19 protein-coding genes are annotated in these 17,647 nt (G+C 33.1%); all 19 read left to right on the top strand.

Annotated features, from left to right (window positions below):
• Positions 1-8 precede the first annotated feature (8 nt).
• The 19 genes from BAU16_RS04100 to BAU16_RS04010 all read left to right on the top strand — a co-directional run bounded on the left by BAU16_RS04100 (position 9) and on the right by BAU16_RS04010 (position 17,600).
• Positions 9-626, top strand: a complete 618-nt coding sequence (locus tag BAU16_RS04100) for a sugar transferase (RefSeq protein ID WP_161526521.1) — start codon at positions 9-11, stop codon at positions 624-626.
• Positions 623-1,507 carry an NAD-dependent epimerase/dehydratase family protein gene (locus tag BAU16_RS04095; protein ID WP_161526520.1) on the top strand — a complete coding sequence of 295 codons (885 nt, stop codon included), beginning with the start codon at positions 623-625 and terminating at the stop codon, positions 1,505-1,507. The genes BAU16_RS04100 and BAU16_RS04095 overlap by 4 nt, the downstream gene beginning before the upstream one ends.
• A gap of 17 nt (positions 1,508-1,524) precedes the next feature.
• Entirely contained in the window at positions 1,525-2,637 is a 1,113-nt protein-coding gene (locus tag BAU16_RS04090) for a glycosyltransferase family 4 protein (protein ID WP_161526519.1), read from the top strand.
• A 171-nt stretch (positions 2,638-2,808) separates the two neighbouring features.
• Positions 2,809-3,954, top strand: coding sequence for an O-antigen ligase family protein (locus BAU16_RS04085; protein WP_161526518.1), 1,146 nt, complete (start codon positions 2,809-2,811; stop codon positions 3,952-3,954).
• 118 nt (positions 3,955-4,072) lie between these two features.
• Positions 4,073-5,146: a glycosyltransferase gene (locus BAU16_RS04080; protein WP_161526517.1), complete on the top strand. Its 1,074-nt coding sequence runs from the start codon at positions 4,073-4,075 to the stop codon at positions 5,144-5,146.
• On the top strand, positions 5,143-6,450 hold the full coding sequence (locus BAU16_RS04075) for a glycosyltransferase (RefSeq protein ID WP_161526516.1): 1,308 nt from the start codon (positions 5,143-5,145) through the stop codon (positions 6,448-6,450). The genes BAU16_RS04080 and BAU16_RS04075 overlap by 4 nt, the downstream gene beginning before the upstream one ends.
• The gene (locus tag BAU16_RS04070; RefSeq protein ID WP_161526515.1) at positions 6,447-7,694 is read left to right on the top strand and encodes a polysaccharide pyruvyl transferase family protein; all 1,248 of its coding nucleotides are present in this window, start codon (positions 6,447-6,449) and stop codon (positions 7,692-7,694) included. The genes BAU16_RS04075 and BAU16_RS04070 overlap by 4 nt, the downstream gene beginning before the upstream one ends.
• 8 nt (positions 7,695-7,702) lie before the next feature.
• Positions 7,703-9,124, top strand: coding sequence for a hypothetical protein (locus BAU16_RS04065; RefSeq protein WP_161526514.1), 1,422 nt, complete (start codon positions 7,703-7,705; stop codon positions 9,122-9,124).
• Positions 9,121-10,260 carry a non-hydrolyzing UDP-N-acetylglucosamine 2-epimerase gene (gene wecB / locus BAU16_RS04060; RefSeq protein ID WP_161526513.1) on the top strand — a complete coding sequence of 380 codons (1,140 nt, stop codon included), beginning with the start codon at positions 9,121-9,123 and terminating at the stop codon, positions 10,258-10,260. Before BAU16_RS04065 ends, wecB begins: the two co-directional genes overlap by 4 nt.
• Before the next feature lie 417 nt (positions 10,261-10,677).
• Positions 10,678-10,836, top strand: a complete 159-nt coding sequence (locus BAU16_RS04055; RefSeq protein WP_161526512.1) for a CAT RNA binding domain-containing protein — start codon at positions 10,678-10,680, stop codon at positions 10,834-10,836.
• Positions 10,837-11,019: 183 nt separating this feature from the next.
• Positions 11,020-12,183 carry an MFS transporter gene (locus tag BAU16_RS04050; RefSeq protein WP_161526567.1) on the top strand — a complete coding sequence of 388 codons (1,164 nt, stop codon included), beginning with the start codon at positions 11,020-11,022 and terminating at the stop codon, positions 12,181-12,183.
• Between the two features lie 14 nt (positions 12,184-12,197).
• Complete coding sequence (locus BAU16_RS04045) at positions 12,198-12,944, top strand: nucleoside phosphorylase (protein ID WP_161526511.1); 747 nt, start codon at positions 12,198-12,200, stop codon at positions 12,942-12,944.
• Between the two features lie 5 nt (positions 12,945-12,949).
• A complete protein-coding gene (locus tag BAU16_RS04040; protein WP_161526510.1) occupies positions 12,950-13,690 on the top strand; it encodes an ABC transporter ATP-binding protein in 741 nt (246 codons plus the stop codon).
• Complete coding sequence (locus BAU16_RS04035) at positions 13,687-14,445, top strand: ABC transporter permease (RefSeq protein ID WP_161526509.1); 759 nt, start codon at positions 13,687-13,689, stop codon at positions 14,443-14,445. Before BAU16_RS04040 ends, BAU16_RS04035 begins: the two co-directional genes overlap by 4 nt.
• Before the next feature lie 2 nt (positions 14,446-14,447).
• Entirely contained in the window at positions 14,448-15,467 is a 1,020-nt protein-coding gene (locus tag BAU16_RS04030; RefSeq protein WP_161526508.1) for an ABC transporter substrate-binding protein, read from the top strand.
• A 2-nt stretch (positions 15,468-15,469) separates the two neighbouring features.
• Positions 15,470-16,210, top strand: a complete 741-nt coding sequence (locus BAU16_RS04025; RefSeq protein WP_161526507.1) for an ABC transporter permease — start codon at positions 15,470-15,472, stop codon at positions 16,208-16,210.
• Between the two features lie 298 nt (positions 16,211-16,508).
• A complete protein-coding gene (locus BAU16_RS04020) occupies positions 16,509-16,883 on the top strand; it encodes a hypothetical protein (protein WP_161526506.1) in 375 nt (124 codons plus the stop codon).
• 106 nt (positions 16,884-16,989) lie between these two features.
• Positions 16,990-17,250, top strand: a complete 261-nt coding sequence (locus BAU16_RS04015; RefSeq protein WP_161526505.1) for an AbrB/MazE/SpoVT family DNA-binding domain-containing protein — start codon at positions 16,990-16,992, stop codon at positions 17,248-17,250.
• Entirely contained in the window at positions 17,244-17,600 is a 357-nt protein-coding gene (locus BAU16_RS04010; protein WP_161526504.1) for a type II toxin-antitoxin system PemK/MazF family toxin, read from the top strand. The genes BAU16_RS04015 and BAU16_RS04010 overlap by 7 nt, the downstream gene beginning before the upstream one ends.
• Positions 17,601-17,647: the final 47 nt, after the last annotated feature.

Genomic DNA, 17,647 nt, shown 5'->3' with positions numbered 1-17,647 from the left:
TTGGAAACGTGTATAGGAACGGACTTAAACGAGGCATTGATTTCTTGCTTTCATTGATTGGCATCATTGTTTTGTCGCCAATTTTTCTGCTTTTGTTTTTAGCAATCAAGCTAGATTCAAAAGGTCCAATCATTTTTAAACAAAAGCGGGTAGGAAAGAACAAACGCTACTTTAATATTTATAAATTCCGGACGATGCGGGTAGATACGCCTAAAGAAATGCCGACCCATCTGTTGGAAAATCCAGACTATTTTATTACAAAAGTCGGAAAATTCTTGCGGAAAACCAGCTTGGATGAATTACCTCAATTGTGGAACATTCTAAAAGGGGATATGGCAATCATTGGACCTCGTCCTTGCTTATGGAATCAGTATGATTTGATTGAAGCAAGAGACCTTTACGGCGCAAATGACATCCGCCCTGGATTAACCGGACTCGCGCAAATCAGTGGACGTGATGAATTGGAAATTCCTGTAAAAGCAAGGCTAGATGGGACTTATACAAAGGAAATGTCCTTTGCTTTAGATGTCAAATGTTTCTTTGGCACGATTGGCGCCGTCTTTAAAAGTGATGGTGTGGTAGAAGGCGGAACAGGTTCGTTGAAGGATAAAGGAGAGAAAGAATGAAGCGGATTTTGATTACTGGCGCCAATAGTTATATTGGCACTTCTTTTGAAACCTATATGCAACAATTCGGGGATGACTATCAGATTGACACGATTGATTTAAAGGATGGTTCGTGGAAAGAAAAGGATTTTTCGGGGTACGATTCAATTATTCATCTAGCAGCTATTGTGCATGTAAAAGAGAAAAATGAAGAATTATATTATCAAGTCAATCGTGATTTAGCAGTTGAAACAGCGAAAAAAGCAAAAGACGAAGGGGTTAGTCAGTTTATTTTCTTTAGCTCCATGTCAATCTTTGGTGTAGATACGGGAGTTATATCAAAAGAAACGATGCCACAGCCAAAAACACCTTATGGAAAATCGAAGTTAGCGGCAGAAAAATTACTCGGTGAACTTGATTCACCTAAGTTTAAAGTTTGTATTTTACGACCACCGATGATTTATGGACCGAATACAGTGGGAAATTATCCACGTTTAGCTAGACTGGCAAAAAAAAGTCCAATCTTCCCAAAAGTTAAAAATCAAAGAAGTATGCTTTATATCAATAATCTAGCTCTATTTCTTAAATTGATGGTTGATTCCCAGCTATCGGGAACATTTCATCCTCAAAATAAAGAATACGTTAATACATCTGATATGGTAGAAAAAATTGCTGAAATCAATAATAAAAAAATCAGGATCATTCCAGGACTTGATGGTTTAATTCAATTTTTATCGAAGCAAATTAATGTATTTAATAAAGTTTTTGGTACGCTAGTTTATGATAGAGAAATGAAAGGCTATCCTGGAAGTATCATTCAAAAATTTCAATTATCTTATCAGGACAAAAATTTTGAGAAAAGTATCAAGGCTACTGAAGCAAGTGAGAAGATAATCAACTAGAAGAATGAGGAGAAACAATGAAAATCTTATATTGTATTACTAGGTCTAAATGGGGAGGAGCCCAAAATCATCTATACGAATTAATTCGTGCACAAGCTTTAAAGGGTTCTGATGTAATTCTTGTAGTTGGTGACGAGGGTGATTTGACAAAAAAAATTCATGAAAATAAAATTCCATGTAGAATTATCTTAATGTCAAGTTTAGTTCGTGAAATCTCTATTAGTAAAGATTTAAGATCAATTAGAAAATTCCGAAAATTAGTAAAAAAAGAAAACCCAGCAATCGTTCATCTCCATTCATCAAAAGCTGGAGCTGTGGGTAGAGTAGCATGTATCAATTTAAATGTGAAAGTTATATTTACTGCTCATGGATGGTCATTTACAGATGGTGTTTCTAAAAAAAAAGCAAGAGTTTTTGTTGGTATTGAAAGATTCCTAAGCGGGTTTACAGATAAAGTAATTTGTGTATCGAAATTTGATTACGATATTGCAAATCGTAAGAATATCTTTAAAAATACAACGGGAATAGCCATTTATAATGGTGTACCCGACGAGTATCCAAACCTCTCTCTTGAACGAGATAGGAACGAACCGATTAATTTTGTTATGATTGCGAGATTCTCAGACGTTCAGAAAAGGCAAGATCTTTTAATTGACGCTGCTAAGTTACTCTCAGAAAAGGGAATCACTAATTATCGTATAACATTTATTGGTGATGGGGAGAGACTATTAGAAGCAAAAAATAAGGTACACGCTTATCAGTTAGAGGATAAAATAGATTTTCTAGGTTTTAAAGAAACTCCTATGGATTATTTAGATCACAATTCTGTGTTAACACTTATATCTGACTATGAGGGCCTTCCAATTAGTATTATTGAAGGAATGTGTATGGGCCGTCCAATTCTTGCAACTGATGTTGGAGGAGTTAATGAATTAATTACTCATGGGGAAAACGGTTATTTAACTTCGGTGAAGCCTGAAGATATAAAGCTATTTATGCATAAAATAAGTCAATTAACAACAGATGAGTTTCAGCAATTATCAGTAAATTCCAGAAAATTATATGAGAAAAGTTTTACTATTGATGATTTCATTTCGAGTACTTTTCGGTGTTACACAGACGTACTATAACACGTAAAAATAATTAGTTAGGTCTTTATAACTTTATAGGTATATCTAAAGTTATTAGTATAATTATAATGATATGCTTATTTTTTTAAAATCAAAATTTTGAGATATCGGTTAAAGAGTGTTACTAAGTATAAGAATTTATTACGTTAGATGGATATATGGAGGTAAGGCGTGAAGAATATATACCTGAGATTGGTATGGGTTATGATGGCAATAAGCGGAATAGTTTTTTTTGAACCAGCTCCAATGGACTTTCTTTTTATTATAGTCTTGGTAATTGGATTAGGCCTAAAATTATTAAGATTACCTCGGTACAATGATATTATTTTTGGGAGTATCTATGTTTTAATAATAGCAAATATAATTTCATTTTTCTTTGTCTCTTCTACTACCGTGGCACTAAGATATTTCTTAATAACAATATATTTGATTTTATCTTTTTTATTTTTCATTGCATTTAGTTTTACATACAAAGAGAAGGGGTTAAAAATATTATTTAGCGGATATATCTTTTCTGCAACTGTTTCTGCCTGCGTTGGAATTCTAAGTTATTTATCAATAATTCCAACGTTTAATCAAATAGTTAAATTTGGTAGAGTAACTGGTTTTTTTAAAGATCCTAATGTATTCGGACCATTCATGGTACCAATAATATTATATTCTTTTTCACAAATTTTAGCTCCAGAAAGAAAGATTCGATGGTATTTTATTTTTTCTGTTTGTACAATTGCTAACATCCTAAGTTATTCCAGAGCTGCATGGATAAACCTTGTTTTGAGTTTATCTGTATTCTTATTTCTAAAGTATTTTAAAAATCCCAATATCAGACAAATTTTTAAATTAATTCCTATATTAGCAGTATTTATAATAGGAATATATAAATTCATTACAATTCCAGAAGTAGCATCCATGCTAGAAACAAGATTTGCAATCCATGCATATGACACTGATAGATTCAATACACAAGATAGAGCTTTAATTGATATTGCAAAATTTCCATTTGGAATTGGACCTGGTCAAACTGAATTATCATTGAATTATGCAACTCATAATGGATATTTACGTGTGTGGTTAGAAAATGGACACGCAGGATTCCTGAGCTTTATACTAATAATTTTTATTTCACTTTTTACTAGTCTTAGAAGATCTCTCATTAAAAATGAGAATGAACTACATATAATAGCTTTTAGCAGTTTATGTGGGATCCTTGTAAATGGATTTGTAATTGACATAATTCATTGGAGACACCTTTGGTTTTTACTTGCATTGCCATTAATGGTAATGATTGCTGATAGTGGATATGATGAGAAAATTTAAATGTCTTTTAAGATTATTTAGAATCCTTGGGAAGGGAAACAGCATTATATATTTTAGTCAGGAAATCTATGAAGAACAAGTATAAAATAATATGAAATCAATAAGCAAGGACAATAATATGAAAAAAATAGTATTTATAATCCTTAATGGAGAAGAATATGGCGGTTCAGAGAAAAATGTTTCTGATATAATAAATAATTTAGATAGAGAATACGAGATAACTTTGATCTGTTCAATTGGTAATAAAATTGTTGAAAAGATTAATAAAAAAGAAAATATTAATCTTTTTTCTATGAAAAGAGGGATTATTTCTTTGGTACAGATATATGATGTCTTAAGGAATATATCACCTGACATAGTTCATCTACATGCTGCTCGAGCAATATTTATGGGTAGATTAGTGACTAATCTGGTTAATTTTATTGAAAGAAAGAATATACAAATTGTTACCACGGTTCATGGATTATATTTTTCGCCTAAAAAAGATAATCTCATTGTAAGATGTTTGTTCGGTTTCTTCTCTAGCTCGGATGCCTGTACAGTAGCAGTTTCAAAAAAAGATGGTGAATTATTAAAAAATAAATTTAACTATAAGAAAAAAATAGAAATTATTTACAATGGAATTGACCTTGATAGATTTAAAATTAAAGTTAATAAAAAGAAAATTACATCAAATCTAGGTTTCATTGGAAGACTTTCTCAGCAAAAGAATCCTGAAATTATGATTCAATTGGCTCAGAAAGTCAAAAAAAATTACGACATCCTAATTTATGGTGAAGGTCCGTTAGCTGGCACATTGAGATCTGAGGCGAAAGAGAAACAATTACCAAATATCTCATTTATGGGTTTTAGTGAGGATGTGGTCAAAGCTTTTTCGACAATTGATATTTTAGTTTCACCTTCTTTGTTTGAAGGACTGCCATATACATATATAGAGTCTCTTGCAATGGGGGTTCCCGTTATTTGTACCGATGTTGGTGGCGTTAGTGAAGTTATAGATAATTCTGTCAATGGGATATTAGTTAACTCAGATAAAGAACTAGTTTCTCAAATTATTAATGGAATTGAAGAAATCATGGGTAATTATTCTTTTTATTCAGAGAACGCATCACTCAAAGCTGAGAAATTTTCTATATTGGAGATGGTTGATCAATATAAAAAAGTGTATGAATCTGTGGGGGAGAAAATATGAGAATTTTTATATTAATGTATAATTTTCCACCAATTGGTGCAGGAAGAGGAATCGCTTGGGCAAACTTTTCTGAGCAGTTATCAAAAAAACACGATGTAACAGTTTTTACGATAGATCCTAGTAAAACTGATCCGATATATAACTCAGAAAAGCTTGATATGATATCGAATGAATATCGAGTAGTTAGAAGTTATGGTGGAAGATTTTATGAAAAATTATATCCATCAAAGGAAAAGCGAAGTGAGACAAATAAAGAAAAAAGTACCGCTCCTCAAAATAAAATTAAACTATTGGCTAAATCTATCTACAAAAAAAAAATAAAATCTTTCTTTTTTCCAGATAGAATGATTTTCTGGAATCAATATTTAAAAAAATCTGTACTTGAAATATCAGGGAAAAATGGCAATCCAGATGTTATTATTTCAGTTGGATTTCCATTTTCTACACACTTACTTGCGAAAAAATTGAAAAAGTATTTTAATTGTAAACTTATTTTTGATTACGGCGATCCGTGGTCCTTTAATCCTTCAAATGAAACTGTTCCAAAAAGAAGAAGAATACTTGATAGGTATGTGGAAAAAAGAACACTTAAACATGCAGATTTTGTCACAGTAACAACTTCAGCTACATTAGATGAGTATGTTAGGCAGTTTCCTTTTATAAAGAATAAGATCGCAATTATTAGTCAAGGTGTAGATACAAAAATTTACGAACGAGAAAGAAAGTGTACAAATAATTCTAAGCATAATATAAACTTTTTTTACTCAGGAATTTTTTATGAAGATATTCGTAATCCAGAAAGTTTTTTTAATGCATTAGAAAAAATTAACTCTAGGCAATTAAATAATAGAAATATCGTCATCACCATAGCCGGAAAAATGGAGCAGTATGTACTTGAAAGAATCCAGACATTTGATAATAAAAATATTACTTTTAATATGTTAGGGAATATCGGATTTAATGAGGTAGTTGATAACCAGATAAATACGGATGCCTTATTATTTTTTGGAAATCTTGGGAGTGTTCAGGTTCCGGGAAAACTATTTGAATACTTGGCGACAGATCGACCAATCTTTGCTATTTGTGATGAAAAGGATTACTCAAAAGAAGTAATTAATTCTTATGATAGAGGTAGGGTATCGACCTATGATGAAAATGAAATAATTCGAAATTTAATCACTTTTATTCAGGACTATTCAGATGGGAATTTTGAACATATAGAGAGAGTTAAAGATTATGATTGGGCGATCATTGGAGAGAAGTACTTGAAAATAATAGATCAGATGCAGGAGGAATATTTGTGAGAGTAGTTATTTGTAATGGTTGGTCAGATCTGAATTCCGGTGATAGTGCAATAATTATGGGAATCATAAAAAGATTCAATATTGAGCATGAATCACTAGAAATAAAAATACTTTCAGAATTATCAAACGAGAATTTTTATTATGATAAAAGTATTGAGAAAATTATTGAGGAATTTCCTAATATTTCTATTGAAACAATTCCGTCTCCATTTTATAAAGTGTATGATGGAAATTTATTTTCAAAGGTTCGAGAATTATTCAGTGTAGTATTAGTTTATATCTCATTTTTTATGGGAATCAAAAATAAGAGTTTTTCAACAATTGAAGATAGTGATGTCGTTATTTCAAAGGGAGGACACTTTCTCTTTGACAGGCAAGGTGTGCATGGCTTTTTTCACCTTCTTAAATGCTTATATCCATTGAAGATAGCAAAAAAATTAAATAAACCTTACTCAATCTTAGCCCAATCCATGGGACCATTTTATAATAGTGATTTCTTTAGTAAGAAGAAATTAGAGTTCACATTGAATGTTTTGAACTCGGCTAAAGGAATTTCTTTTCGTGAGGAGATTTCTTTGGAAAAGATGATAAAATTGGGACTTAGTGAAAGTAATGTTAATTTGACAAGTGATTATGCATTTTTACTTAATGAGAATAAAAAAATAAAATTTGAGAACAAAGATCCGTATGTTGTGATTACTTTACGACAACATAATTTTCCTCAAAAAAATGGAGAATTAAGATATTTAGAAACGATAAAAGAATGTTGTGATAAATTACACAATAAATATGGAGTAACTATCTTGGTAATCCCACATGTTAAGGGTCCTAACTCTTTTGAAAACGACAATATCATTACAAAAAAGTTTGAAGATATGACAAAAGGGATTAATTATTATAATTATGACTACACTTATTATTCTGCAACTGAATTGATAAAGCTATACTCTGAGGCTGAAATATTGATAGGAACAAGATTTCATTCAGTAATTTTTGCATTAATAAGTAATGTTCCTGCTTTCGCAATTTCTTATTCTGGTTATAAAGCTAACATTGTAAAGCAATTTAAATTAGATAAATTTATGATAGACATAGAGGAACTAGCAGTTGAACACAACGAAAAATTTATTGAGCTAGTGGAAGAACTATTTGAGTCTAAAAATGAAGCGAAAGAATTAATTAAGAGCCAAATGGTATGTGTAAAAAAAGCCATTTTAAACGATGAGGCCTTTCTTAAGGTTTAGGTGAGAAAATGAAGTCATCAAAAATAAGTCTTGCAAAGAATCTATTATATTCAGTTTCTGCAAATTTTATAACGATGTTTATTTCTGTAGTTGCTATCCTCTTCTTCCCAAAAATTCTGGGAGTAGAGGGCTATGGATACTACCAATTATATTTATTTTATATTTCATTTGCTGGATTATTTCATTTTGGATTAGTTGATGGAATAGCATTAAAATATGCAGGTATTGAGTACAAGGATTTACACGGAGAACGATTGGGAATTCAATTTTGGTTTCTTTTTATTATAGAGATTATAATTCTGATTCTTGTTAGCATCTGGATTGGTATTTTTGATGAATCTATCACAGATAAGACATTGATAATAATTTACTCTGTAATAAGTATCTTACTAACTAATATGAGATCATTAATTTTATCAATTCTACAATCTGCAAACAGAATACTTGAATATTCAAGGCTAACAAGAGTTGACAGAATTCTGTTCATTTTCCCGGCAATGTTATATTTAGTTTTTACGGGGAATAATTTTTCTGTTCTATTGATAATAGATTTAGTGTGCCGAGGTATTGCTTTAGTGGTTGGAATGGGAATGACCTTTGATATTTTATTTAGAAATTATATTCCTAATCTAAAAGATGTAATAGCAACAAAAAAATTAGTGTTTTCAGGAATAAATCTGACCCTTTCATTTATTGCCAGCCAACTTATTATTGGAGTAATTAGGTTTGGCGTTGAAAGAAAGTGGTCCATAGTGGAATTTGGGAAAATCTCTTTAACGTTAAGTTTATCAAATATGTTTATAACATTCATTAATGCAATAGGAGCTACACTATTCCCCTACCTCCGTAGAATTGAAAATAGAAACTTATCGATGATTTATTCTAATATTCGTATTAGCCTTATGACTATTTCATTTGGTTTGTTGCTATTGTACTATCCCTTTTCCTTTGTATTAATAAGGTGGTTGCCAGCATATGAGGAGAGTATACATTATATGGGAATTCTATTCCCCATTTTTATTTATGAATCAAAAACCTCACTTTTGACCAATACTTTTTTGAAAACAATAAGAGGAGAAAAACGCATTTTTGTCGCAAATATTTTAACGTTATTCTTGAGTTTGATTCTAACTGGTATTTCTATCTTTATTTTGGAAAGTTTGACGTATGCTGTATTTTCAATTTTAGTATTGTTAGTTTTTCGTTCTGATTTATCAGAATATTTCTTAGAGCAAAAGATAAAGATCACAAATAAAAATAGAAGAATTTTTGAGTTCACAATTACAATGGTATTTGTTTTGTTAAATATCTTTGATGGGAGAATTTTCTCATTTTTTGTTTATCTCATTTTTTATGGAATTTTTTTATTTATCAATAGTAAGGAGATAAGGAGTATCATTATTTTAATGAAGAGAAGAGGACAAGTATGAGGATCAAAATAATGACCGTATTCGGTACTCGACCTGAAGCAATCAAAATGGCTCCATTAGTGAAAGCTATTGAAGCAGATGAACGTTTTGAGTCAATCGTGACTGTTACAGCACAACACAGACAAATGTTAGATCAAGTTCTGGAAGTATTTCAAGTTACTCCAGATTATGATTTAAACATTATGAAGGATGGACAAACGTTAACGGATATCACTAGTCGTGTAATCAAAGAGCTGGATAGTGTACTTGTAGAAGCAAAACCGGATATTATTTTAGTCCATGGTGATACAACAACAACTTTTGCAGCATCTATCGCAGGCTTCTATCGTCAAATTAAGATTGGTCACGTTGAAGCAGGATTACGTACCTGGAACAAATATTCGCCTTTTCCTGAAGAGATGAATCGGCAAGTGACAGATGTATTAGCGGATATTTACTTTGCGCCAACTACACAAAGTAAACAAAATCTGTTGGTAGAAAATCATGAGGAAAGCAGGATTTTTATCACTGGGAACACAGCTATTGATGCTATGAAGTATACAGTACGAGAAGATTATAAAAATGAACTTCTTGATGAACTTAGTGATAAAAAAATTATTCTAGTGACAATGCACCGACGGGAAAATCTTGGTAAACCTATGGAAAACGTATTTCATGCAATCAATCGATTAATTGAAAAGTATGAAGATATTGCGGTTGTTTTTCCAATCCATAAAAATCCTAAAGTTCGTGAGCTGGCAAGAAATACACTGATTAAATCTGATCGAATCAAATTGATTGAACCATTAGATGTAGTTGATTTTCAAAATATTGCCAATAAAAGTCATTTGATTATGTCTGATTCTGGTGGAGTTCAAGAAGAAGCACCGTCTCTTGGTGTACCTGTACTAGTTCTTCGCGATACAACTGAAAGACCAGAAGGCATTGAAGCTGGAACGTTGAAATTGGTTGGTACTGATGAAGCAACTGTTTTTGAAGAAACTTCATTCCTTCTTGATAGTGAGGAGCACTACCATGCAATGGCAAAAGCTTCAAATCCGTATGGAGATGGAGAATCAAGTCAACGTATTTTGGATGCTATTGCATTTGAATTTGATGAAAGCAATGAAGTTGCAAGACCTGTAGATTTTGAATAAAAAATGCTCTACTACATGAGTTGACTTACTCTTATCGGAAAATTCTATCTTTTTTAACTTTTTCCCTTTGTTCGCTTGACAGATAGGAATCGTTTTCATTAGAATAGACTCAGATAGTTTAAATCGAATAAAAAAAGGCACCTTGCAGTTTAGTTAAAACACAGCTACTAAACCACAAGGCCTTGAAGAATCAGTTGGCGCTGATCAATCAAGTTGCCATAGTTAGTGCAAGCACTAACCTTGTTAATTGTACCTAATTTTTTGCTGGATTTCTACCGGTTTATCGCACTTTTTTGATAAAATTAGGAGAATTTTAAGGGAAGTTGTTGCTCGTTTATTTGCTATGTCAGAGGTATTGGACAGTCGTCTAGTACCTCTTTTTTTATGTTGATTTTTGCTATCAGAAAGGGTGGGAATATGGTGGTAGTTCAAGTGTTGTCGCATAATGCGGTAATCGCAAAAGAAATTGAGCGGAAAGGAGAATGGGTGCTGGTGCAACGAGGCATCGGTTTTGGGAAGCAACGTGGGGATACTATTAATGCAACGCAAGCACAACAATATCGAAAAATTGAATAAAAATTGTTGGAGAGTAACTGGTAAGCAGGCTTAATCCATTTCACGAGTGGTGGGATGTATTGAGTCTGTTTTTTGTTTGGAGAGGTAAAAATCGTTTGGATTTACGTAGCAATCAATGTCAATATTTTTATAAAGGAGCAGATTATGGAGAAGAATTTAGAACGTGACTATCAGAAAAAGCTAATGAGTCGGTCAGAGAAAAATATTTTAGCGATGTCTATGAGTGGATTGGGATTACAGAGCATGAGTACGATGTTGCTTTCTTATGTACTGGCAACTATGATTACAGACTTTGGTATAAGTGGAACAGCTGGGGGATTCATTTCAACTATTACGAATATCGGCATGCTTGCTGGTGGACTGATTTTTGGGACTTTAGCTGATAGAAAAGGCCGAGCAAAAGTGTTTGTACTTACAGTAGCAATTTTCGCTATTGCGACCGGCGGGATGGCCTTTGCTAATAATATTGTAATTGTGTATGTTTTGCGTTTCTTTGTCGGTGTTGGTGGGGGTGGAGAATACGGAGTTATTATGTCGATGATGGCCGATACCTTTTCTTCTGAAAGAAGAGGACGAGTAAATTCTTTTGTCACAATTGCGGGACAAGTTGGAAGTATTATTGCAGCAATCGCAGCAGCATTGATTATTCCAGTATTTGGTTGGAGAGCATTATTTATATTTGGTGCATTGCCAATTTTCTTAGCAATTTTTGCTTACTTCAAACTAGATGATCCTGAAGAATGGAAAGCGACTAATGTGAATGATTCAAGACCATCGATTATTGAGTTGTTTCAAAAAGGTCGCGCGATGACGACGATTCGTTTATCAATAATGGCTATTGCACAAGTTGCAGGCTATTTCGGATTAATGAATTGGTTGCCGTCTATCTTGCAAAAAAAATTAGGATTGACTGTATCTGGTTCGTCTTATTGGATGATTGCTACAATTATTGGAATGTCGATTGGGATGGTTTTTTTCGGGCAGATTATGGATAAAATTGGAGCTAAGACTGCATATTCTCTATTCCTTATATCTTCTGCACTTGCTGTTTTTATCTATTCGTATGCGGATAGTCCATTGCTTATCTTGGTTGGTGGAGCGATTGTTGGTTTTTTTGCCAACGGGATGAACGCTGGGTATGGTGCAATTGTTGGAAATCTCTATCCTTCAAGAATTAGAGCAACAGCAAATAATATTATTTTCAATTTTGGTCGAGCAGTAGGAGGTTTTTCTTCTGTATTTATCGGATTCTTTTTGGATAACTATTCTTTAACAGTAGCAATGGCTTTTCTGTCAGTTCTTTATTTAATTTCATTAAGTTGCGTACTAATGCTTAAGACAAAATAAAAAGGGGAATTCATATGAGTATACACTTAAAAGGATTAAAAAAAGGAATGCTAGGAGAAGTTACACTTATCGTAGGTGATCCAAATAGAGTTAAACTGATTTCTGAGAGTTGGGTGAAATGTGAAAAAGTGGTGGATACAAGGGAATTCATTGTTGTTATCGGGGAGTGGCATAATCATAAAGTCTCAATTTGCTCAACAGGTATTGGTATTGGTTCGACCGAAATTGCGGTCACAGAATTGATTGAAAATGGTTCGAAAATGATTATTAGATGTGGCGGGTGTGGTGCATGGGCCGAGGGAATTGAGCCAGGGGATATTATACTAAATACGAGCATGGCAAGAAGCACTGGGATAATGAGTGCATATGTTTCAGAGAATTATCCAGCTAGTGCTGATCCGTTACTACTTACGAAAATATATCAGAAAATGAAAAATGAAAATATGAATGTCCACGTGGGTATAGGACTAACATCGGAAACGTATTACAACGGTCAAGGAAGAGGGCCTGCGATAACTGATTCACTTCCGATTAATCAAGGATATATGGATTATTGGGTTAATCGAGGAATTAAGAATTGTGAGATGGAAACTGCAGCCCTATACATTTTGGGTAATATTTACAATGTTCCCGTAGCAAATAGTCTAGTTGTTCATATAAGTAGAAAAAAAGATAAATGGACAGATGAAGAAAAGTATAAAAAGCTTCATAGAAAAGCTGCAGAAATTGTACTATCAGGGGCATTAAATTTGAAAGGATAAGATGAATGGGAGAAGCAATGATTACTATCTCTGACTTAAAAAAAAGCTATTTTACTAGTGCTGCTCAAAAAGTGATTGCTTTAGATAATATCAATTTGATAATAGAGAAGGGAGAGTTTGTTTCGTTTATTGGACCAAGTGGCTGTGGGAAATCTACACTCTTGCGAATCATCTCTGGATTGGAAAATTTTCAAGAAGGTAAGATGAACTTTATAGGGAATAATAAAGGATTTGTATTTCAAGATTCTGCGTTGCTTCCTTGGAAAACTGTCTATCAAAATATTATTTTTCCTCTCGAAATAAAGCAGCAAATGACCGAGATATATCTTGATAATGTAGAGGCGTTAATTGATTTAGTTGGTCTAGATACGTTTAGAAATGCTCTCCCAAAAGAATTATCTGGAGGTATGAAGCAACGTGTCTCCATAGCGAGATCACTCTCATATAATCCAGATGTATTGATGATGGATGAGCCTTTTGGAGCATTAGATGCGATGACAAGGGATAGTTTAAATATTGAGTTGCGAAAAATATGGCATCAATCAAATAAAACGATTTTATTCGTTACACATGATATTGAAGAAGCTGTTTTCCTGTCTACGAAAGTTGTTGTATTGAGTTCTCGTCCGGGAACAATAAAAGAGATTGTTTCGATTGATTTAGATACCAATCGAGATTTGAGTATACGATCTTCAGAGAAGTTTAATAGATTCATTAGCTATTTGAGAGAGGTGTTAGAACAATGAATAAGCGCAATCGTACTTTGGATTTCGTCATATCTATTTTTTTCTTTTGCGCAATTTGGCATTTGTACATTGTGAAAGCAGAAATCCCTCGTTTCTTGCTACCGACACCTTCCGTGGTTGTTGAAGAATTTTTCAACCAAATACTATTAAAAGAGATTTGGTATCATCTTGCAATTACCGGTATTGAAACATTGCTGGGATTTTTGATTGCAATAGTCATAGGAATGCTGATTGGGTATTTTATTCATAAAAATGAAACAATCAGAATTAGTGTATTGCCTTTTCTAATTTTCTTCCAAGCAGCACCCAAAATTGCGCTTGTTCCGCTTTTCATCATTTGGTTTGGTCTAGGTTATCTCTCCAAAATCATCCTCGTCTTCTCCATGGCTTTCTTTCCAATAGTTGCTGGAATGATGGATGGATTGAATGCTGTACCAAGAGATATTTCTGATTATTTATCATTGTTGGATGCAACAAGAAAACAGAGATTGTTCAAGATAGAGCTGATTTATGCCTTACCTACTCTTTTTGCCTCTGCTAAAGTTGGTATTGTACAGGCATTAATCGGAGCCATCGTTGCAGAATGGATGTCGGGTCAAAGTGGTTTAGGATATTTACAAACTTTTGCAACGGCAACATTTAATACACCACTACTAATGACTACAATTATTCTCACAGTCATTGTGGGACTACTCTTTTATGGAGCCATAGATTGGATACAAAATAGATTGTTGTCTTGGAAGGAGCCGGCTTAAATATGAGAAAATCAGTCCTTTTAATCATGATTATAATAGTTGCCTTATCTTCTTCATGTGCATTGCAAAATAAAACGGTAGATAGTGATTCTGGAAAACTGACAAAAATATCTATTCAACTAGATGGTTCCGCTACACCATATTATGTTCCACTTTATATAGCTAAATCAAAGGGCTGGTTTGCTGAAGAAGGATTGGATGTAGAATTCTATTATTCATCAGCTGTTGAGATCATAAAAAATGTTGCAATGAATAATGTGCAATTTGGATTTCCCAATTCTGACCCAGTAATTATTGGGAGAGGAAATGAAGTGCCTGTAAAGATAATTCACTCCACTTATCAACAAGGTCTAGGAGCCATTATGTTTAAAAAACGTGCAGAAATTAGATCACCAAAAGATTTAAAAGGAAAAACTATCGCAATTACTAGTTTTGGCAGTCCTAACTTTATTCAACTTCAAATGATTTTGAAACAATATGGAATGACGGTTGACGATGTACACATTAAAATTATTGGAACGGGGGCAATAGTAAATGCTCTTGTCACTGATCAGGTAGATGGCATCTGTTTTTCGATGCTTCGAAAATATGATTTGAAAGAACAGGGTATAGATGTTTTAGAATTTCGCTTAAATGATTATATACCTATATCTGGCAATGTTCTGATTACTTCTGAGAAATTTCTTAAAGAAAATAGAGCTATTTGTCAGTCAATGAACAGGGTAATAGATAGGTCACTGAACTTTCTGATTTATCAGGATGGATTGTTAGAGAGCGTTAATACTGCAATCAATGATTTTACTCCAGCTGCTAAACAAAGCGAAGACCTAGTTATGAAGGTCATAAAAAACGAATTTATTTCCCATTTATGGCAGAGCGATAATACTGCTAAATATGGATTTGGTTATTCAGATTTAGAAAAATATAATAGCTACATTCGAATCTTAGACGAATACGGATTGATTGAAGAATCGTATTCTGCAGAGAAACTGATTGTTAATTTCTGTGAGGAGAAGAAATAATTATGAAAAAGATACTTTATCCTACTTTCTTGGGAATAGTTATCCTATTAATTTGGCAATTAGCAGTCATAGTATTGAAGATATCTGAAGCGATTCTTCCCATGCCTATAAATTTGGCAAAATACTTCTATGAGTATCTAATTACTGGTGATTTATTGGCCAATGTGGGAACAACTGTATTGGAAATAATTGTGGGAACCATTCTTGGCATTTTGGTTGGTGGAATTCTTGGATATCTTTTAGGAAAACTGAAAATCATCAATCGGTTGTTTATGCCTATATTGGTAATAGTACAGGTAGCACCTAAAATCTCTTTGGCTCCTTTATTTATCTTGTGGTTCGGATTGGGAATCAGTTCTAAAGTAGCATTGGTTATACTAGTGGTATCATTTCCTATACTTGTGAACGTTCAAATGATGCTAAAGGAGATGAATAGTGCTTATCTTGATCTTTTGAAAGTATTCGGTGCTACAAAAGGGCAACAGTTTAAGACATTGGAATTTCCATTTATATTAACTTCGATAATGTCTGGAGTAAAAATCGCAGTGACACAAGCCATGACTGGTGCTGTAATTGGCGAGATGATGGGAGCTAAATCTGGACTTGGGTATTTACTAGTTTATGGAAATGAAATGTATGATATAAATATTATTTTGAGTTCTGTTATTTTACTTTCTATAATCGGGCTGATTTTATTTTCACTCGCTCAACAAGTCGAAAAGAGGATGTTATTCTGGAAGTGACAATAATTAAGAAAATTGATTAAAAAGATAGAAAAAGATTATGAAATCAGATAAGCACAGCAATACCAAAAAATCGAATCATTGATGGAGAGTAACTGGTGGACAGGTTTGATTAACTTTACAAGTATAGAGTGGATCAGGTCTGTTTTCTTTTGCGAGTACGGATGATATGAAAATATTTTGATATTTTTTTAGACTATTTCATTTTTTTTGAAAATTTCCAAGTTTTTTGCGTATTTAATTTCAGGAAGAAAAAAATAGAGAGAAAATAACTTAAGAAAGAAGCTGAAAAAAGAGAATGAAAGAAACGGTAGAAGATCAACTTGAGAAGATTGCATATGAAATAAGCTATATTGCAAAGAATGCGCGCAGACAGTTTTTTACAGGAGCAAGGCAATTTTCACAGCGGAAATTTGAGGTGGCAATTGAATTCATCGAAAGTGGACAAAGGTATCTAGATCAAGCATGTTTTTTGCGAAAGAAACTGGGTTTGATTGAGGGGAGGAAGGGAGATGAGCTGAGGACCCTACTCGAAATTTCTGCGATGTGGGATTTAGACTCTGCATTGGCCTGTAGTGTGATGAGTCAATATATGATTGCGACGATACAACGAAGAGATACAGTTGACCAGTTGTTAGATGAGAGACAAAAATTTTCACAAGTCGTCCAGTGAGAAACTTCACCATTATAGGAATGTTGTTGTGTTCCCTATCACTCAGGAGCGTAAGAAAAGTGAAGATGGCACGCTATGGTATATACAATCGAAAGGAGTCTTTGGTATGGAAACGTTGCCGGTAAAAAAATGGGGAAACAGCAATGGAATCCGCCTATCCAAACACATTATGAATTTCTTAGGCATGGAAACGGATGATGAGATTATAATTGAAACAGAAGTAATCAATGGAAGAAAAAGAGTTATTTTAGAACAAGTGATCCCTTCAGAATTCACAATTGAAGAATTGTTTAAAGATTTTCACAGCGAACCGTTCCATACAGAGCTGCAAGATTTAGGGGAAGCTGTAGGGAATGAGAAATGGTAAGAAGACCTCGACAAGGAGACATTCTGTTGTTAAATACGGCTCCGAGAGCTGGTCATGAACAAACAGGAAAAAGACCATATATTGTTTTAAGTAATGATGTGATTGCGAATAATTCTAATGTAGTCATTGTAGCACCTATTCGTACAACTAATAGAAATTATCCACTATATATTAAAATAAATGAAGCGAACAACATGAAAACGAAAGATAAAGTAATGCTGGATCAACTAACAACGATTGATTACGAAGCCAGAAATTGCCAATTTTTGGAAGCAGCAGACGAACTGCTTCTAGATGAATTATTGCTTAAGGTTAAGGCTGTTTTTCAGAAGAATATAAAAAATCAGTGAAAAAATTTGATAAAAAGTGAATTGAAATAAGAAATTTCAATAAATCT

It is taken from the genome of Enterococcus sp. JM9B (assembly GCF_009933265.1).
Classification (GTDB): domain Bacteria; phylum Bacillota; class Bacilli; order Lactobacillales; family Enterococcaceae; genus Enterococcus_C; species Enterococcus_C songbeiensis.
Note: the sequence above shows the minus strand (reverse complement) of the source record. Positions and strands in the feature narration are given on the sequence as shown.